This window comes from Clostridium sp., assembly GCF_050717635.1.
In the GTDB taxonomy this organism is placed as follows: domain Bacteria; phylum Bacillota; class Clostridia; order Clostridiales; family Clostridiaceae; genus Clostridium_AD.
Genome location: NZ_JBOITO010000004.1, coordinates 16,796 through 37,190 on the forward strand (window position 1 = coordinate 16,796; position 20,395 = coordinate 37,190).

The following is a 20,395-nucleotide window of genomic DNA, read 5'->3' on the forward strand; positions in this document are numbered from 1 at the left end:
TCTTATTTTATACCTTATTTTAAACACTGTAATTATTTGTCATCTCCTTAATATATGAATTGTAGTAACATTATAACTTGTACTACGCACAATAGATTATAAACCGTATATATTTTTAAATTTATTTATTGACTAAAGACATTTAAACGGTTACAATATACTTAACCGGTTTAGTTAATCGGTTAAGTTAAAAAGAGGTGATATATTTATATGAATAAAATTTGTGTCCTTGGAAGTTTAAATATGGATATAGTATTAAAGGTAGAAAATATGGCTAAAATTGGCGAAACTATTTTCGCTAAAAGTATAAGCAATATTCCAGGAGGAAAAGGAGCAAATCAAGCAGTTGCTTGCATTCGAATGGGGTCAGAGGTGTCCATGATAGGTAAAGTTGGATTAGATAGCAACGGCGACTTCTTAGTTAGTCAGCTTGCAAGTAATGGTATAAATACAGAATATGTTTTTAAAGATAATAAAGAAAGTACTGGAACAGCTATAATTAATGTGGATAGTCAAGGAAATAATTCTATAGTTGTAGTAGCTGGCGCTAATATGGGTATTAGTAAAGACGAGATAAAACAAAGCTATTCAATTATAAAGGATTGTAATGTAATAATTGCACAATTCGAAACACCTAGTGAAATAACACTTGCTGCTTTTAGTTTTGCAAAATCACAAGAAATTATAACAATACTAAACCCTGCTCCTGCAAAGAAACTAGATGAAAACTTATTAAAATGTACCGATATAATAATTCCTAATGAAACAGAAGCTTATGAACTCACAGGAATTTTAGCTAATGATTTAGAAAGTGCTAAAAAAGCAGCTGAAGTTTTTTTGAGTAGGGGAGTTAAGTACGTAATAATAACTCTAGGTTCAAAAGGTGCCGCATTAATTACTAAAGAAAGAGCAGAATTAATCCCAGCAATTTTAGTTAAAGCGGTTGATACAACTGCGGCAGGAGATAGTTTTATTGGAGCAGTATCAAGTAAACTTGGAACTGAAGAACTAAGCTATGAACATATTAAAAAGGCTATAGTTTTTGCAAATAAAGTTTCTTCAATAGTAGTTCAGAGGTCAGGAGCCCAACCATCTATACCAACTAAAAAAGAAGTAATAGACATATACGGAGAAGATATAAGTTAACGTTTGTATTTTTTAAAAGCAATATAAGGAGGCACAATCATGAAAAAAACTACACTGTTAAATTCACAAATATGTGAAGTAATATCTAAAATGGGACACAAAGATACCCTAGCTATAGGTGATTGTGGTCTGCCAATACCAGATACAACTAAAAGAATAGATATTGCATTAATTAAAAACGTACCTGGCTTTATTGAAACACTAAAATCTATATTAACAGAACTTCAAATAGAAGAAGTAATAGTGGCTAAGGAAATAAGTGAGGTTAGCCCTAATATATTTAATGAAATAAAAAAGACAGTTGGAGATGTAAAAATCACTTTTATAACTCATGAAGAGCTTAAATTCCAGTTAAAAGAGTGCAAGGCAGTAGTAAGAACCGGCGAACAAACACCCTATGCAAATGTAATACTAAAATCAGGCGTTGTATTCTAACTATAGGTTAATATAATAAAGTTTTGAGGAGGAGTTTCAATGACTATCATAAAGCCTCTACTTCAAATGAAAAATGTTTCAAAATCCTTTCCGGGAGTAAAAGCACTGGAGGATGTTAGATTAGAAGCTTATAGCGGGGAAGTTCTTGCACTCCTTGGAGAGAATGGAGCAGGGAAATCTACCTTAATGAAGATTTTAAGTGGAGTCTATCATAAGGATACAGGAAGCATTTTTATCCAAGGTTCTGAAGTAGATATTAAAGGTATAAAAGATGCGCAGAAGCATGGAATAGCAATTATTCATCAAGAACTAAGTCTTCTCCCTAATTTAAAAATATGGGAAAATATATTCTTAGGTAATGAAGGATTTAATGGAATAACAAGAAGAATAGATAAAAAAGAACTAAAAGAAAAAGCAGAATTCTTACTTAAAGATATTGGTTTCAATATCGATGTGGATACCTTAGTTAAAGATTTGAATGTAGGGGAGAAACAGCTAATTGAGATTGCAAAAGCACTTTCTAAAAATTCAAAAATAATAATAATGGATGAACCTACAACTGCATTAACTGATGTTGAAACAGATAACCTTTTTAAAGTAATTGCCAAGCTCAAAAATGATAATATGGGTATTGTGTACATCTCTCATAGAATGGATGAAATATTTAAGATCTGTGATAGAATAACTGTTTTAAGAGATGGTAAGTATATTGGTGAAGTTAAGACAACTGAGATTACTAAAGATGATTTAATAGCAATGATGGTGGGTAGAAAACTAGAAGAACAATTTCCATACAGAAAATCATCTGCCGGACAGACTATTCTTAAAGTTGAAAACTTAAGTTATGCTAAAAAGGTTTGCGATGTTAGTTTTGAAGCAAAAGGTGGAGAAATCTTGGGTATCTCAGGTCTTATGGGTTCAGGTCGGACAGAAACAGCAAAAACTATATTTGGAGAATATAAAAAATCATCAGGTAAAATAATTATTGATGGTGAAGAAGTTAATATTTGCTCTCCTAAAGATTCTATTGAAAAAGGAATTTGCTATCTTTCGGAAGATAGAAAAAAAGAAGGTCTTATTTTAGGTATGTCAGTAGGCAGTAATATGACATTAGCTAATCTTAAAAAATATGAAAATGGAACTAAACGTATAAATAAAGTAGAAGAAGCTAAGGAAGTCGTGGAATATATAAAGAAACTTTCTATTAAAACCCCAAGTGCAGAACAGTTGATTAAAAATTTAAGTGGCGGAAATCAGCAAAAAGTTATATTGGCTAAATGGCTCATGCTTGCTCCTAAAGTATTGATTATAGATGAGCCAACTAGAGGAATAGATGTAGGTGCTAAGAAGGAAATTTATGATGTTTTAAATGAATTAAAGGCTACGGGTAAAGCAATTATTATGATATCCTCTGACATGACTGAAATACTGGGAATATGCGATAGGGTTTTAATCATGCACGAAGGTGAAATATCAGGCGTACTATCTCGGGAAGATGCTTCACAAGAAGCAATAATGAAATATGCAGTAGGTCTAAAAAATTAACATACTAACAGAGAAATCACAGCCAGAAAGGAGCGGTTATTGTGAAAATCAATTTGAAAAGTTTAGTTTTAAAGTATAAATCACTAATAGGTCTTTTGATATTATGTATAGTTATATCAATTATTACGCCTAGATTTTTAAGCTACGGAAATATTAAAAATGTACTTACACAAGTTTCAGTAAATGCAGTTATAGCGGTAGGAATGTCTTTTGTTATCCTTACAGGAGGTATTGATTTATCGGTAGGATCTATACTCGCAGTCAGCGCTGCTGCCGCCGCAAGTATAATGAAGTCTACAGGCAATGTATATTTAGCAATATTTGTAGCTTTAGCTATTGGCTGCGTAATAGGTCTTATAAATGGTGTTCTTGTTTCAAAAGGTAAAATACAAGCTTTCATAGTTACATTAGCTACTATGACTATCTTTAGAGGTGTAACTTATGTATTTACAAATGGTACTCCTATCTCAGGCCTTGGACAAAAATTTTCTGGCATAGGTAATAAAGCGATCTTAGGATTACCAATTCCAGTTGTAATTATGGTTATAGTTTTTGGAATAGCGTTTTATGTTTTAAGTCAAACTAGATATGGTAGATATCTCTATGCACTTGGTGGAAATGAAGATTCAGCAAGATTATCTGGTATTAATACAGATAAGGTTAAAACTCTTGTATATGTTATCTGTGGTGCAACTGCAGCATTAAGTGGAATAATTGTCACAAGCAGAATAGGATCAGCTTCTCCAAATGCTGGAGTAGGTTTTGAATTAGATGCTATTGCAGCTGTTGTAGTGGGTGGCACTTCACTATCCGGAGGGGAAGGAAGTGTAGGAGGTACAATAATAGGTGCACTAATAATAGGAGTACTAAGTAATGGGCTAAATCTTGTAAATGTATCACCTTTTTATCAAGCAATAGTAAAGGGGTTAGTTATATTACTTGCCGTAATGATTAAAAGAAAAGAAAAATAAAAAATGGAGGATGATTTAAATGAAAAAAAGAACAAAATTACTATCAATGGCATTATCAACAGTACTAATTATAGGGAGTTTAGTTGGCTGTACACAAAAGGCTACTGAAGGTGGAAAGAAAATTGGAATAGTTATGTCAACTCTTAATAACCCGTTCTTTGTATCCATGAAGGAAGGCGCAGAGAAGAAGGCTAAGGAACTGGGATATGAGGTTGTAGTTCTTGACTCACAAAATGATGCTACAAAGGAACGATCCAATGTAGAAGATTTGATTCAACAAGGAATAGTGGCTTTAATTATAAATCCAACGGACAGCGATGCTGTTGTAAACTCAATAACAGTTGCAAATGATAACAAAATAAAAGTTATAACTGTAGATAGAAAAGCAAATGGTGGAGAAGTTGTTTGCCACATTGCTTCTGATAACATAAAGGGTGGAGAGATGGCAGCGGAATTTATACTGGAAAAATTAAGTGGAAAGGGAAATATAGTGGAATTACAAGGTATTCCAGGAGCTTCTGCTACAAGAGAAAGAGGTCAAGGTTTTCACAATATAGTAGATAAAAAAGATGGTGTTAAAGTTGTTGCAAGCCAAGCAGCAGATTTCGATAGGCAGAAGGGATTAACCGTTACTGAAAATATTATTCAAGCTACACCTGCCTTTGATGCAATATTTGCACATAACGATGAAATGGCATTAGGAGCGGTTAAAGCAATTAAAACAGCAAATAAAGATGTTATTATTGTAGGTTTTGATGGTAATGATGAAGCAAAATCAGCAGTGGAAAGTGGAGCCCTAGCAGCTACAATAGCACAAAAACCTGATTTAATGGGAGCAGTTGCAGTAGAAAATGCTGTAAAAGTCGCCAAAGGTGAAACAGTAGAAAAAGAAGTTCCAGTAGAACTTATGCTTATAAAAAAATAATATGCTAAGTATTATTTCCCTATTATAATAGAATAAAAAAGTCTATAACCCAGAAGAAATCCTCTGGGTTATAATTGTATAAAGTATTTCAATATAACCTAACTTTTGGTATAATTATTACGAGCCACGGGAGGATAATTATGAATAATGTGACAATGAAGGATATAGCACAAATGGCTGGAGTTTCAAAGGCTACAGTTTCAATGGTTATGAATAAAAAAGATGCTAGCATAAGTAAAGAAACTCAAAAAAGAGTATTAGATATCGCTAAGGAAATGAGATATATTCCAAATTCTATAGCAAGAAGCCTTAGCACTAAGAAATCCGGTACTATAGGAATTATACTTCCAGATATCACAAATCCTTTTTTCTCAGAAATGGCAAGAGCAATTGAGGACGAGGCCGAAAGATTAGAATATAATTTAATAATATGCAATACTGATAATGACATTAATAAAGAACAAAAATACATAGAACTTCTTATAAGTAAACTTATAGATGGAATTATTTTTATGTCTGGCGGTAAAAGTAATGAAAGTATATCCATTTTAAAAAACAATAATATTCCTTTTGTACTAGTTGATAGATATATAGAAGACTATAATGATTATTATGGAGTGTTTTGCTTAAACAAACAAGGTGTAAAAGATGGAATTAAATACTTATATGAAAAGGGAAACCGTAAAATAGTCTTTGTTAAAGGAAGAGAAAATTTAGAAATATCAAAACAAAGATTAGAAGGATATATGGATGCTATGAAGGTATATGGAATATATGATGAAAAATATATATTTGAAGGGGACTTTAATGTTTCTGGTGGTAAAATAGCTACTGAAAAAATAATAAGTTGTTTTAACGATTTGGATGCTATTTTCTATAGTAATGATATGATGGCTCTAGGAGGCATAAAAATTCTACTTAGAAATGGGTATAAAATCCCAAGAGATATTTCAGTTATGGGCTTTGATAACATTCAAATATCAGAGGTTATAGAGCCTGAACTTACAACCATATCTCAGCCTATTTACAATATGGGCAAAAAAGCTTGTAGTATTTTAATAGATGTAATAAAGGGGGATATCCCTGATGAAAAACAGGTTTTTTTTAAGCCAAAGCTTATTATAAGAGGAACTACGTAAATCTTATTTTTCATAATATTTCCTAGATATCTAGGAAATATAATTGAAATTATTTCCTTGGAAATATAAGTTAATATTTTCTTCTTTTTTATTGTTTTATTATAATTTATTTTAAAGATTAACATAGAATTCTATCATTCTAGGATGATATTAACAAAGGGGGAGCTATGGAAAAAAGATATATAATAGTGTGTTCATTAATTGCTTGCATTCTACTGTACTTTGTAGAACAAGTGTTAGTAGTTAATTACGTAGTGAAAACAGTTATAAAAATAGTGTTTTTTATTCTTATTCCTTACATTTACATGAAGTTCATTAAAAAAGAAAATTCATCAAAAGCTGTAAATTATAAGAGAATTGATAAACACCATTTAAAAATGGGATTTTTATTTGGAATCTTGTCTTTTTTTATAGTACTAATTGCTTATTATATACTTAGAAATGTTATAGATCTACAGAGTATATCAAATGATCTAAAAACAAAATCTAAGATTACTGCTTCAAGTTTTATTTTTGTTGGACTCTATATAACTCTCGGAAATTCTTTTTTAGAAGAATATTTTTTTAGGGGCTTTATCTTTCTAAACCTTTATGAACACAAAACTAAAAAGTTTGCATATATATATTCTTCATTTTTATTTGGATTATATCATATTGGAATTTTTAAAGCATGGTTTGATATTGGATTAGTAGGGCTTGCTCTAATAGGATTAATTACTATAGGTTTTATATTTAATTGGCTGGATACAAAATCTAAAAATTTTATTAACTCGTGGTTAGTTCACATGCTTGCAGATAGTGCAATAATCATAATAGGACTCAGGATGTTTAGAATAATTTAATGGGGATTTTGTATTCTTAGCTAAAAATAATTTTCGTTCATAATTTGTTAACAAAATTGCCATTTGAGTGCCATGGTTTAATTATATTATATATATAAAAGATAAATACATTTAATTTGATAATAATTTTAATTAATATAGGAGAAAATTTTATGAGAGAAACCATTTTAATAGTCGACGATGAGGAAAGAATTAGAAATCTTGTGTCTATATATTTACGAAAAGAGCAATATAACATCTTGCAAGCTGAAAATGGCAGTGAAGCCATAAACATATTTAACAAAAATAAAGTGGATTTAATAATACTAGACGTTATGATGCCTGTTATGGATGGCTGGGATGTATGTAAGGAAATAAGAAAGACCTCTGATATCCCGATTATAATGCTAACAGCTAAATCTGAGGAAGATGACGAATTATTAGGTTTTGAATTAGGTACAGATCATTATATTACTAAGCCATTTGTTCCGAAACTATTAGTTGCTAAAGTGAAAGCAATTATACGAAGAACTTACATAAGTGAAGCCTATGTAAATGATGAAAATAATTTTGATGGTTTAATAGTTGATAATTTAAGCCATGAGGTCACTGTAGATAATAATGAAATTAGTCTATCACCAAAGGAATTTGAACTACTAAATTATTTTATACTTAATAAGAGAATCGTGTTAAGTCGAGAGAAGATATTAGATGCTGTATGGGGAATTGACTATTTTGGGGATTTAAGAACAGTTGATACTGTTATAAAACGATTAAGAGAAAAATTAGGTGAAAAATCTTATCTTATAGCAACAATAAGAGGGGCTGGTTATAAATTCGAGGTGAAAAATGAAAAGTAAAAAGAGTATTACAAGAAAGCTTTTCACTATAACTTCTATAGTTTTTACAATTTTTATCACTACTAATTTAGTAGTACAATCACAATTTTTCGAGCAGTTTTATATAAAGTGGAAAAAAGACAATGTTAAAGACAACCTTGTGAAATTCAAAAGTCAATATATTTTACTGAAAAACGATGTGGATGAGGTTAACTTAATCAATTCATTTGAAGAAGAAAACAGTTATAAAATAATTATAAGCGATAGTTCAGGAAATTTGAAGCAGCTTACAACAGTTGTTGATGCAAGAAATGACCTTTTGAAAATAAGACTTATGATTCAAATAATGTCTGATAAAATAAAAAATACAGGTGGAGCTACTAAATTAATAAAACAAGGAAAGCCCTTTGTCTTTGTTACTGGAGGAAACCGCGAAATGGTAGTTAGTGTGGCAGGTATGTTATATGATAAAAATAAAGATGAGACTATCTACGTTTTTTCATCACTGCAGCCAGTAAATGAAGCAGCACAAGTTATAAAGGAATTTTACTTGTATTTCTATATAGGAGCTATAGTTACTATTTTATTACTTTCATTCATTTACTCAAATATGATTGCAAAGCCTCTTATAAAAATAACTAAAACAGCATCTAAAATGGCTAATCTTGACTTCACAGAAAAGTGCCAAGTTAAAAGTGAAGATGAAATAGGAGCCCTCGCTACTTCACTTAATCTTCTATCAGAAAATTTAGATGGAGCATTAACGTCACTTAAAGATGCTAATACAAAATTAGAAAAAGATATTGAGAAAGAAAAGAAGTTAACAGAGATGAGAAAAGACTTTGTGGCAGCAGTTTCTCATGAACTTAAAACACCTATTACACTTATAGAAGGTTACACACAGGCGTTAAATGATGATATCTTAGAAGGAGAAGAAAAACAGTATTTTATTGATGTCATAATGGATGAATCTAAAAAAATGAATAATTTAGTATCAGATATGTTGAATTTATCTCAACTAGAATCAGGAAATTTTAAATTGGTTAAAGAAGAGTTTTTTCTTCATGAACTAATACAACCATTTACTAAGAAATTTTCATCTCTACTAAATGAAAAGAATATAACACTTAAATTAAATTTAATCCAAAACATGAAAGTTAATGCAGATTGGAACAGGATAGAACAGGTACTAACAAACTATATGACAAATGCTATTAGACATATTAATAATGGTGGAGTTATAACAGTAAGAATGATAGAAAAAGAAGATACCATTACTGTTTCTGTGGAAAATACCGGAAGTGAAATTGAGGTTACTGAAATTGTGAAGATATGGGATAACTTCTATAAAGTCGATAAATCAAGAACTAGAAAACTTGGGGGCACTGGTTTAGGTCTTTCCATAGTTAAAAATATAATGTTACTTCATGGTGGTAGTTGTGGAGTAGAAAACACAGAAATGGGAGTTGAATTTTATTTCGTTTTAACAAAACAACAATAAAATAAAAGTGGTATGTAGAATGATTTATGAAAGCATTTTACATACCATTTTTATATAGAGTTTTTAAAACTGAAATTTATTCTATTCCAGCTACGCTGACATTTAATAGTTTAACAGTTTTAGGGCCTACAAAGCTATTATCGCTTTGTAATTCTTTTGATAAATACATTTCCTTTTGTAGAACTTTAATATTCCCTGAGATAGAGCCGCCAGTAACTGGAGTAGTATTTTTACCATCAAAAATCCAACCTAGCCTAATTTCTCCACCAAAATCTCCTGTTAAATCATCCATTTGGAAGTCGGAAAAGGCCACTATTTCTAGATAGGGTTTCTTTTTAAATTCGGTTATCGAATAGGAACCACCGTCAATAATAAAGTTTGAAATAGTACCTGTTGGAGCTATATTTAGATAATGGCAATGTCGCATGTCGCCATGATAGCTATGCAAAATACCTTTTTTAAATATCTCAACAGAATGTAATGGAAAGCCATCTACGTCGTAGGGAGAAGAGTTTGTTGAGTTTTTCATAAAAGGATCTAATGTAAGAGTTATTAAATCACCTATAGGGTCATTACCTTGAATATTCTCACCAAGTTTTGCTATAGATATACCATTATAAACACTCTTAGCAGAAGCCTCATCCAAGTAATAGTTTAATAGTTCAATTACTGGTGATCCAGTTAGTAATACATCGTGTTTTAGTAGTGCTGGGGTAGGGGATGCAATAGCTTTCTCTTTACTGAAAATCATCATCTCTTTTACTTTTTCTTCTATTAAGTTAGAAACCATCTCTGAAAAGTCCATGTGTTTATAAAGTTCAATTTCTTCAGTATCAGCTTTAAAGTTAGTTATAAACTCAAGTTCTCCCTTATAAGTAGTAAAAGAAACATCTATTCCACTAGAACTTACAATATGAGTATGAATTTTATTAAGGAATATTTCGGAGGAGTTTATACCGCCTTTATCATAAATATCTGATTTGTATAATGCTTCTGTTATTATTGGCATCCATTCATTAAGTTCTTTTTCAGAAAAGTTACTTTTTATTTCTGGTTGAATGCTGTAAGACTTCTCTACCATAGGATAAGAGTTGTTTTTTATAAAACCTGCAGCAAATGCAGTTTCGTGAATAAGATCCAAAACTTCTTCATCAGTCATAGTAGGGTGAATAATAGCAGAAGATGATCCTGTGTAACTTATATTTTCTTCTTCAAAGTTTTTATAGATTGTTACATTAAAGTTATGAACATTTTTAGATCTGTCCATATCCATTCTTTTTTTTATAAAGAAAAGTTCACTAGATGTTATTTTATTTTCTACTATTTTAAAACCATCTATTTTTGTACACTCTGAAATCAACTTTCTTATTCTTTCCATCATTATCCTAACCTCACTTTTGCTTTAATATATGGACCACCATCTGAAACTTTAACATATTCTTTATATCCTTTACCACAAGCTCCTGAACCAAATAGCTCAACTGACTCTGATACCATAGATATGGATTTTAAAACATCGGGAACATATCCTGTCATAATAACAGGGGATATAATCTCACCTGTTAATTTACCGTTTCTAATTTCTTTACCTTGAAGAATCATACATTGTATTCCCCAATTTTTAGGGTCTTCCATACCACTCATGCAGCCTTCTAAAATATACCCATGTTTGACAGAGGCTATCATATTTTCTAAATTATCATGTCCGGCAGCAAAGAATGTATTAGTCATTCTTGCATATGCTTTTCTTTCAAAAGATTCTCTTTTCCCATTTCCAGTAGGTTTCGTACCAATAACAAGAGCTGATAACATATCAGAAAGCCCTGTTTTAAGTTGCCCTTTTTCTATTATAATAGTATCTGTTCCGAGGACACCCTCATCATCAAACAAATAAGAAGAAATATTATTAGCAGCTGCAGCCCCATCATGCATTGTAACGAGCTCTGAAGCTACGTTTTTTCCTATATATTCTATAGCTTTTGCTCTTTCCTTAACAAACATATCCATTTCTACTCCGTGACCAAATGCTTCATGAGCGATTAGTCCTGAGATTTCTGGTGAACAAATTACTTCATACTCACCAGGAATCACGATCTTAGCATCTAAGAGTTTTATACTGGTCTCTATTACTTTTTCTATACCATTTTCCATTTCATCTAGAAGTTCCACTGCCTTTAAACCAGAAAATGCTTCATGGGCATATTTAGTATTATCATCTCTACGCACTATACTTACTAAGTATCCTTCACTCCATATATAAGATTGCTCTAGTTCTTTGTTATTAGAAATAAATATTTTTGACACATGAACTTCATGATAGGCTACTCTAAAATCTACTAATAAATCTGAAGAATTTAGTGCGGAATCTTTAATAAAACATAGTTTCTTTATTTTTTCTTCTGATGTTAAATATGTTGGAAGGGTGTTGACTTCAGCTAAAAATTGTTCATTCATTATCGGTTCTTCGATTACACTATATGAATTTACCTTTATTGAAGCATTTTTTAAATTTTTTAGTGTATCTGAAATATTAAATTGTATTTTATCTACTAAAGAATTTAAATTGCTTTCACTTATTTCATTAAAGGAAAACTCAGAATAGTTCACACCATTATGAACTCTTATTACAAAACCACGTTCGCACCACATTGAATCACTTAAATCTATACTGTTTTTTTGTACTCTGTATATTTTCCCTTTGGTGTCGGTACCTAAAATTGATACATATTTATATTTTTCAGAAAGAATACACACTAATTTTTTCAAAGTAGGTTTTTGATTTATTAAAAAATTTGACATTGAAACTTTCATTAAATTATCCCCCTATATTCCATTTATTGTACTAATTAATTGTTAAATGCACTATTAATTTTCTCGAATATATTTTTGAATAAATAGTACTGAAGTTAATTTTATTCCAAAAGACATTCAATAACAATTATATACTAAATATATAAATAAATCCATAAGCTAATAATACCCTTATATACTGTAACAATTAAAATGATGAAAAGATGAAAACTTAATATATCACTAATTTACATCAAATGAGGTTGTAGTATAGTTAAGCGAGTATTAATGTTAATTATTTGAAATTTATATTAATATTCTATATAATTAAATAAGGATATACCTGTAAAATCTTACGTATTCTTAGATATAAGGAATTAAATCATTAATTTGTCGGAGGTGTTTGAATTTTGAAAAGAATATTTTTACTAATGACAATTTTAATATTACTGCTTTGTTTATCTGGTTGCAGTAATAAAGACAAACAAGACTTTTATGGTGTATATACTTTTGATAAAGTAAGTTATTTACCATCATTTTCATCTTCCACAATTGGTTTTATTAACGAATATTTTAAAGGTTCTAAATATACCATTGAAACAGGTTTATTCAAAATAGAGACTCCGGATTCTACTTTTGAAATTAAGTCGCCTAAGTATGCTAAGGAAGAAATACCTGATGATGTTAATGAACTATCCAATGTACGTTCTTTTATTGGCAATGATGAGGTTGAGTATCAATATACTATATACAATAATGATGGAAGCAAGACCTATTGGCGATTGTATATTTCATCAGATTGCGTGTGGATTGCTTCGTATCAAGATAATCCAGCAAATGGTTCAGAAATTATTATTAATATATACGAATTGTCAAATTAGTTTGGGATACTCTTATAAAGAAATTAATTCTAATGAACAATGTTAATAAAGTACAATTTAGAGAGTGATTTCAACACTGTGCTAAAAATCGATTAGTAGTAACTTTCATATTATATATTGCAACAGTCGTAAGTCATTAGTCCCGTTAGTGATTTAAATGGGAGATACTATCTTACGGCTGTTTTCTTTGTACCAATATTTGTCATACCGAAATTCACTTGCTCTTTTTGAAAGTGAATTTTTATAAAAACAATAAATATCTCTCAAAATAAATTATTACTAGATATTTGACTTAATTAAACCTGTACTAGCTTCCTACCTCTTTTTGACTTGAAAATTTTATGACACCATATTTATTCCATTAAACTTTAGTTTTATTTATTCGTTAAAATTCCAATTATAATATCTATAAAAACCATTCAATATAATAAAAGTTATATTGAATGGTTTTGTTTTTACTATAAATCATGCTTTTTTATGTCTTTTTAAAAATTTATGTGGTATACTTGCTATGTAAACATTTTGTATACACAATTAATATCTACGTATACGGTGGTATACAAATGTAAACAATATTAAATTCATCATAATGCAGGTTAAATTTTTAGATTTCTTATAGAAATTAATCATTAAGAAATTATTAAACTAATATTTCATAGGCAATATAGTGTTTACACAAAGAAATTGTTTGGTGTTAGATAGGATTCAGTATAAATGCTATTAATTGTAAAAAAAATATATGACTGAGAGAGGGATTAATTAATGGATGCAATATTAAGCGTTAGAATAAGTGATGAATTAAAACAAAAATTCAATGAATTAGCTCAGAATGAAGGAATAAATAATAAGGAGCTCATGGAGCAAGTAGTTAAATACTATGAATTAAATAGAGCTAGGGAAGAAGACAGCAATATGTCAGAAGATATTAAAGAATTACAAACACTAACCAGTAGAATGGCGGATATATACATAAACGTAGTAGAAAGGAATAATATTAAAGCCTTAGAGATAAAAAATACCCATAGAGATGAACTAATGGACAATAGTAAGGATGTGCAAAAGCTGGAAAATGAAATCACTTTATTAAAGGAAGAAAATAAAAAAATAAACTTACTGGGAAAAGACCTCCAGGATTCAAAGCAGATAAGTAAGGAACTACAAGAGAATATTAAGAGCTTAAAAACCCTTAATAGTATGCAGGAAGAAAAAATATTAAAACTAACAGAGACTAATGATAAATACATTAAATTCAGTGATGAAATTATAAAGATTAAAATAGATCTGGATAAATCGGCAAATGAAAATATGCAGCTTAGGAATGATTTTGTAAGTAAGGATAATGAAGTAGATAGATTAGCAACTCAAATTGATGAATTAAGAGAAATAGATAAAAACAAAATGGAGGAATTACAAATTAAAGCTAAACAAGATATTGAAATGCAAAAGGAGAGAATGCATTTTGAAATGGGCAAAGAACTTTTAAAATTTAAAGAGGAACAACAAATTAAGATACAGGGGTTACAGGAAAGATTTAATGAAAGAATTACTGACTTATTGAAAGAAAAAGAGGACTCAACGGAGAAATTTAAAAATATGATTCTGGAAATGGATAAAAAAGATACTGGGGCTATTGAGATTGATAAAAAATAGAATTCAGTAATATTCTAAATGAGTATACAGTTTAAAACAAAAGCATTCTAATTTAACGAAAGTTAAGCTGGGTTGCTTTTCATATATACGCATAATAAATTAATAATCTGAAACTCTCACACAAAAATGAATGGTGTTCTTAAATACATTAACTTCTCCTAAACTCTCGCCTACTCAAAGTAAGTAGGTACAACATAAAGGAATTAATTAGTTTCTCCAAGGAAGTCACTACCAATTGTCTACATGGACAGATTAACGATAGTATAAGGCTCATTTTAAAACCTAAATTAATTATATCGTACCAAAACACTCATATCTAATGGTTGATTTTGGTAGTGCTATCCGTCCCACATCTAAAGAAGTAGGCTTTCCACACAAAATTTGTAATAAATAACACAATTAATACATATGGAATAAAATTCATGGTATAATATGGTTAGTTTATGGTAATAAATATCACAAGAACAAACGTTCTTTTAATAAGAGGAGAGGATATTACCATGAGCATAAATATATCAAAAAGTGAAAATGAATTAGTTGTATCGTTCGATTATTCACAAGAAAGAATAGCTAAGGTAAAGAGTATTAAAGGTTATAAATGGAATGCAAATGATAAATTATGGACTATACCATTCACTGAAGATAATCTGCATATGCTCAAAGATTTATTTAAGAATGAACAAAAATGTATTGATATGGAAAATAATTTGAGAAATAAGCAGCTATATAAACATATGGAAGAAGAAATAAAACTGAAAGGATATAGTTTTAAAACAAAACTATCATATTTGTCACATATAAAGAGATTTTCAAGTTTTATTAATAAGAATTTGGATGAAATTATTAATCAAGATGTAAGGCAATATTCATTATTTCTTATTGAAGATAAAAAAGTATCTCATTCTTATGTCAATCAAGCTATAAGTTCTATAAGATTTTTGTGCAATGAAGTACTAAGACAAAACAAGATTATAGAAGCAATGCCTAGGCCCAAAAAAGAATTTAAATTACCAAATGTTTTAAGTTTTCAAGATGTATCAAAAATATTAGTTGCACTAAAAAATGAAAAGCATAAAACAATTCTATTTTTAACATATTCAGCAGGTTTAAGAGTGGGAGAAGTTATAAAACTTAAGTCTCAAGATATAGACAGTCAAAGAATGCTTATTCATGTAGTACAAGGAAAAGGTAAAAAAGACCGCTACACAGTTTTATCGGAAATTGCACTTGAACAGCTTAGAAAATATTATAAACTATATAAGCCTGAAATATGGCTGTTTCCAGGGCAAAATAGTAAGGAATACATTACTGAAAGAACAGTCCAGAGAATATTTGAAAACGCATGTACTGCTGCGAAAATAACTAAAAAAGCAACTTTGCACACATTGCGCCATTCTTTTGCAACTCACTTACTTGAAGGTGGAATAGATTTAAGGTACATTCAAGAGTTACTAGGACATTCAAGCTCTAAGACTACAGAAATTTATACACATGTTACACAAAAAAGCATTAGTAATATACAAAGTCCGCTTGATAAACTAACAAAGAAATGCTGAAAGAAGGGTGGCTGATAAATTCAGCTAGAGGTATAATACCCGACACCAACGTCGGGAATCCGTCTATATTTTAGGGATATCCAGACATTTGTGTCGGGGTTGCATTAGTTAGGCGACATCTTTATAGTTTAATATAATTAATTCCGAAGGTGTGTTTTATAGTATTTTAAAAATTGCACTATTACAATTAATTCTAAATATTGATTAAAAAAATAATTTAATAAAAGGAAATAAATATGGTAGAATAGCATAGAAAATGATGCTGATATTTTTTTATTACCTAAAATTGTAGTTAACATATATTCTCTTGTTGAGCAATAAAAGACGTAAAAAAAGTGGAAATATGGAATAGTTTATGTATCTATAAGTATTATTAAACTTTAATAGGGAGATGATTTTATGAAAAAGGTATTAGGGGAAAATAGACCAGTTCTTGTGGTATTAACTACGTATATTATTCTCTTTGTTTTAAAACTACTGGAGTTTTTATATTACAGTGGAATTGCAATTGGATACCCTAGTTTTAATGAATCCATAACGAATTCTGATTGTATACGTGCATCTGCAGTTTCATTATTAATTTTTATAATAATATATTTTTATCTTAGAAATAAATTGATAGACAAAAATAAAGTATTAATAATAGTAATAATGGTTTTGATATCTACTATTTCTTTAATATATTTAGTTGTAGTTGCATTTTCATACAGTTTCCCAACTAATCTCAGAATATCTAGGAGTGTAGGCTTACTGTTATCTATAATCACATGCGTATTTATTATTTATAAAGGAAAAATTGTAAAACATTAACTTAAGTATATATAAAAACATTTTAAACTCTATGCGAGATAAATTATATACAAAGGTATATTTAAGAGAAATTCTTAAATATGCCTTTATTAATAGGACTTCTTACCATCAACGATTATCTGCAGGATATAAAATACTAAAAAATGCTAAAGTAATTCTACTTCTTAGTGCTTGTGAAATTACTGTTAATAAAAAATGTTAGGTAGGAAAAAGACCATATGAAAAGATATTTGATGCTTTTTCATTTACTGATGTTATACAAGGAAGCGAATTTGATTCAATAAACACGTTAAATGATGAGCCTAGAGAACATAGGTAAAGCTAAGCTTTTGGTAGCTCTTAATGTAACCTAATAGTATATTAGTTATTGATTTCTAATAAAGTTTGTGATGTATTTAAGAACATGATAGAAGAAATACGGCGCCTAACAAAATGTTGCCATTCGCCTTGGCTGGTGAAATATTTTTATATAGTATTGTGTAAATTTATGACTTATAATCTATATATAGGTTAGTATCAGTCCATCGCCAAGGCACATTCCCCAGCCCAAGTGCGGTCGCACTAGGGTTGGGAAATGTCGGCAACACGAAACGTTAGATGAAATCCTGTCTAAGTAAGTGCTAATTTAAAGTGATTTATTAAGGAAATCTATTTCACTTTAGCATTTAATTGTGTACTAAAGGTTATTTATATAATCTCTCTTTATTGGACAGAAAAAGAGAGGTAGAATTATCTGAAATAGAGTATTATATTGTTAGGAGATGAAGATATGGTACATTTGGTATATTGTGATGACAAAGAAAAGGTATTAGAAAAAATATTGAATAGTTCTAAAACAATGATTATCAGAGCAGCAGCAGGAAGAAAGATTCCCCATAGTAGAGTTTTCGATGGCGAAAAGCTTTATTTTATGAAAAAAGGTACAGCAAAAATATCGGCAATTGCAACTGTGAAATACGTTCAAAATCTTGTCAAATTGTCTGAAGAAGAAATAGTAAAGGCACTTGCCGATAATCAAGGGAAATTAAATTTATCTAAAAAGCAACAAGACCGTTGGCATAAAAAATGTATGTGCTTGGTAGAGTTTGAGAATGTGGGTGAAATAAAGCATCTTGACTTTGATCATCAGAGCAATATGGATGATTGGCTTATTGTTGAAAAAATCGAAGATGTTGTTGTTGGCACAAGCATTCCATATAATTATGAAAAATCGAAATTTTAGGTGGTGTTCCTATGGCGATGTGGAGTCCATGGCGTGGCTGTCATAAATATAGCGAAGGCTGTAACTACTGTTATATTCATAAAGGTGATGTCAAAAGAGGAGTAGATACAAATACTATTGTAAAAACAGATGCTTTTGATGCGCCTGTCGCAAAGAATAAAAAGGGTGAATATAAAATTAAATCAGGTCAAACTGTGTATCTATGCTTTTCTACAGACTTTCTTATTGAAGAAGCTGACAAATGGAGAGATGAATGTTGGAAAATGATAAGAGAACGCTCAGACCTTAATTTCATTTTTCTTACAAAGAGAATCGAAAGGTTTTTACTATGTATTCCAAATGACTGGAACAATGGATATGATAATGTAATTGTTGGCTGCACTGTTGAAAATCAAGATAGAGCAGATTTTAGGCTCTCAATGTTTGCTGCTTTTCCAATAAAGCATAGGAATATAATTTGCCAGCCACTTATTGAAGAGATAAATATTGAAAAATATCTAAGCAATGTTGAATTGGTTGTAGTTGGCGGTGAATCTGATAAAAATGCTAGACCGTTGAATTACAATTGGGTTTTATCTATTCGAAATCAGTGCATCACTAAAGGAGTCCGTTTTGAGTTTAGACAATGTGGAACTCTCTTTATCAAAGATGATAAGGAATACATACTTAATGTCAGAAATTTATGCAGTCAAGCAAGAAAAGCAAATATTGACTGCTAATTACTCGTTTAACGAGAGAATACAGGGTATGAGCATAATGTGAAGTTATTTTAATTCGCAGTCTTCCTAAAACTTAAATTTAATGCCTTATTCACTAAAAATGGTTTTAGATAGTGGGAATTTATAGGATAGTGCCTACGGACTTCATCTAACAAAATACTCCCATTCGCTGCGCACATTTACCAGCCTAAGATAGGAGCTATCTAAGGCTGGTAAACGTCGGGAGTAAGTAACGTTAGCAGAAAGAATATTTTATAGGAAGTTTATGTTCCGTTTCAGTTCACTGTATATTTAATTCATAATAATATTTTAAGGCGAACTACAGATTATTTATATTATATAAAATTTACTACGGAGGTGCTTATGAAAACTCACTATTATTTCGGTTGGTTTAACGATGTTTTTCTTGAGAAGCTGGTCAGGTTGTTGCATGAGGATATAACTGATAGAAAATCGCTTGTTATGATTAGCGCGAATCCATTTCTTCATGAAAATGAAGAAGTTGGTGCTACTGAACGCTCGTGGCTTGACAAGGCCAATATTATGTTTGATGAATATGATTTAATTGATTATAGCGTACAGAAGGAAGAGGCGCAAAAATTAATTCAAAATGCCTCGGTCATTTTCTTGTTGGGTGGAAATGTCGTTGAACAGAACGGTCTTTTAATTGAATATGAATTATCGGATTTGATTAAAAAAAGCAGAGCAGTTGTGATGGGAACAAGCGCTGGTGCGATAAACATGTCCGCTAAATGGTTATGCTCGAAATACACTGGCTATAAAGGTGAAATAAGCTCTATTTACGATGGTATCGGCCTTGACGATTTTTCTGTCCTGTCTCATTTTGATCTTGAAAATAACATTGCACAGATTCAAGGCGAACTATTTCCCCTATCAGAAGAAATGAATGTTTATGCGTCGAACAAGGATTGCGCTGTACGTGTAAAGGGAGACAAAATCGATATTTTAGGCAATGTATATTTGATTTCCCACTCAAAGATTCAGAAGTTGGATGAGACGCTTTAGTTGCGGTGAGTGGCTATGGCTTAACTGAATTAATTTCTTTATGCAAAACTTCTGCAACAGGAAAGGTCATAGTCGCGTACAGTATAAGCATAATCTACAGTAAGTTTCTTGCACAATACTCCTAAATTGTGATGTAATAGGATTAGTGAGGAAGTTAAAACTATCGAAAAAGTAATCGCAGAAATATTCCATCTGCTAACAAAAAACTCCCGTTCGTTTTGGCATGAAAAGACTGCCCAAACACATTCTTTCGCCAAGCGCGGTCGCGCTAGGCTCAAGAACGTCGCGAGTTAGAAACGTTATGTGAAATTTCTACTCTATCTGAAATTTTCTTACGTAGTTAGTTGTTTCTTCTATTCCAATATATAGGTTAAGGCACAGTGGTATAGTTAAGATTGTTCTTATTAGTTAGAAGGGAG

General features: G+C 30.4%; 19 protein-coding genes. 17 read left to right on the forward strand and 2 right to left on the reverse strand.

Annotation, left to right across the window (positions count from 1 at the left end; all coding sequences use genetic code 11):
* Positions 1–210 precede the first annotated feature (210 nt).
* From rbsK to ACREWB_RS02920, 9 genes are all read left to right on the forward strand, one after another.
* Positions 211–1,146, forward strand: a complete 936-nt coding sequence (gene rbsK, locus ACREWB_RS02880; RefSeq protein WP_431545984.1) for a ribokinase — start codon at positions 211–213, stop codon at positions 1,144–1,146.
* A gap of 39 nt (positions 1,147–1,185) precedes the next feature.
* Entirely contained in the window at positions 1,186–1,581 is a 396-nt protein-coding gene (gene rbsD / locus ACREWB_RS02885) for a D-ribose pyranase (protein ID WP_431545985.1), read from the forward strand.
* A gap of 39 nt (positions 1,582–1,620) precedes the next feature.
* A complete protein-coding gene (locus ACREWB_RS02890; RefSeq protein ID WP_431545986.1) occupies positions 1,621–3,126 on the forward strand; it encodes a sugar ABC transporter ATP-binding protein in 1,506 nt (501 codons plus the stop codon).
* Positions 3,127–3,167: 41 nt separating this feature from the next.
* Positions 3,168–4,097 carry an ABC transporter permease subunit gene (locus tag ACREWB_RS02895; protein WP_431545987.1) on the forward strand — a complete coding sequence of 310 codons (930 nt, stop codon included), beginning with the start codon at positions 3,168–3,170 and terminating at the stop codon, positions 4,095–4,097.
* Between the two features lie 19 nt (positions 4,098–4,116).
* A complete protein-coding gene (gene rbsB / locus ACREWB_RS02900; RefSeq protein ID WP_431545988.1) occupies positions 4,117–5,022 on the forward strand; it encodes a ribose ABC transporter substrate-binding protein RbsB in 906 nt (301 codons plus the stop codon).
* Between the two features lie 140 nt (positions 5,023–5,162).
* Positions 5,163–6,161, forward strand: coding sequence for a LacI family DNA-binding transcriptional regulator (locus tag ACREWB_RS02905; protein WP_431545989.1), 999 nt, complete (start codon positions 5,163–5,165; stop codon positions 6,159–6,161).
* 167 nt (positions 6,162–6,328) lie between these two features.
* Entirely contained in the window at positions 6,329–7,003 is a 675-nt protein-coding gene (locus ACREWB_RS02910; protein WP_431545990.1) for a CPBP family intramembrane glutamic endopeptidase, read from the forward strand.
* A 152-nt stretch (positions 7,004–7,155) separates the two neighbouring features.
* The gene (locus tag ACREWB_RS02915; protein ID WP_431545991.1) at positions 7,156–7,842 is read left to right on the forward strand and encodes a response regulator transcription factor; all 687 of its coding nucleotides are present in this window, start codon (positions 7,156–7,158) and stop codon (positions 7,840–7,842) included.
* Positions 7,832–9,322: a sensor histidine kinase gene (locus tag ACREWB_RS02920; protein ID WP_431545992.1), complete on the forward strand. Its 1,491-nt coding sequence runs from the start codon at positions 7,832–7,834 to the stop codon at positions 9,320–9,322. Before ACREWB_RS02915 ends, ACREWB_RS02920 begins: the two co-directional genes overlap by 11 nt.
* Before the next feature lie 76 nt (positions 9,323–9,398).
* Here ACREWB_RS02920 and ACREWB_RS02925 read toward each other — a convergent pair whose 3' ends face one another.
* On the reverse strand, positions 9,399–10,703 hold the full coding sequence (locus tag ACREWB_RS02925) for a metallopeptidase TldD-related protein (RefSeq protein ID WP_431545993.1): 1,305 nt from the start codon (positions 10,701–10,703) through the stop codon (positions 9,399–9,401).
* On the reverse strand, positions 10,703–12,133 hold the full coding sequence (locus tag ACREWB_RS02930) for a TldD/PmbA family protein (protein WP_431545994.1): 1,431 nt from the start codon (positions 12,131–12,133) through the stop codon (positions 10,703–10,705). The genes ACREWB_RS02925 and ACREWB_RS02930 overlap by 1 nt, the downstream gene beginning before the upstream one ends.
* 389 nt (positions 12,134–12,522) lie before the next feature.
* Here ACREWB_RS02930 and ACREWB_RS02935 point away from each other — a divergent pair, with 389 nt between their 5' ends.
* The 8 genes from ACREWB_RS02935 (at position 12,523) to ACREWB_RS02970 (ending at position 19,976) form a co-directional block, all read left to right on the forward strand.
* Positions 12,523–12,993, forward strand: coding sequence for a hypothetical protein (locus ACREWB_RS02935; protein ID WP_431545995.1), 471 nt, complete (start codon positions 12,523–12,525; stop codon positions 12,991–12,993).
* Between the two features lie 762 nt (positions 12,994–13,755).
* Positions 13,756–14,643 (forward strand): hypothetical protein, encoded by an 888-nt coding sequence (locus ACREWB_RS02940; RefSeq protein WP_431545996.1) that lies wholly within the window; start codon positions 13,756–13,758, stop codon positions 14,641–14,643.
* Between the two features lie 500 nt (positions 14,644–15,143).
* Positions 15,144–16,199, forward strand: coding sequence for a tyrosine-type recombinase/integrase (locus ACREWB_RS02945; protein ID WP_431545997.1), 1,056 nt, complete (start codon positions 15,144–15,146; stop codon positions 16,197–16,199).
* Between the two features lie 399 nt (positions 16,200–16,598).
* A complete protein-coding gene (locus tag ACREWB_RS02950; RefSeq protein ID WP_431545998.1) occupies positions 16,599–17,009 on the forward strand; it encodes a hypothetical protein in 411 nt (136 codons plus the stop codon).
* Positions 17,010–17,040: 31 nt separating this feature from the next.
* Positions 17,041–17,211 carry a hypothetical protein gene (locus ACREWB_RS02955; protein ID WP_431545999.1) on the forward strand — a complete coding sequence of 57 codons (171 nt, stop codon included), beginning with the start codon at positions 17,041–17,043 and terminating at the stop codon, positions 17,209–17,211.
* 567 nt (positions 17,212–17,778) lie between these two features.
* Positions 17,779–18,231, forward strand: a complete 453-nt coding sequence (locus ACREWB_RS02960; protein ID WP_431546000.1) for a hypothetical protein — start codon at positions 17,779–17,781, stop codon at positions 18,229–18,231.
* Between the two features lie 11 nt (positions 18,232–18,242).
* Positions 18,243–18,950, forward strand: a complete 708-nt coding sequence (locus ACREWB_RS02965; RefSeq protein ID WP_431546001.1) for a DUF5131 family protein — start codon at positions 18,243–18,245, stop codon at positions 18,948–18,950.
* A gap of 363 nt (positions 18,951–19,313) precedes the next feature.
* Complete coding sequence (locus tag ACREWB_RS02970; RefSeq protein ID WP_431546002.1) at positions 19,314–19,976, forward strand: Type 1 glutamine amidotransferase-like domain-containing protein; 663 nt, start codon at positions 19,314–19,316, stop codon at positions 19,974–19,976.
* Positions 19,977–20,395: the final 419 nt, after the last annotated feature.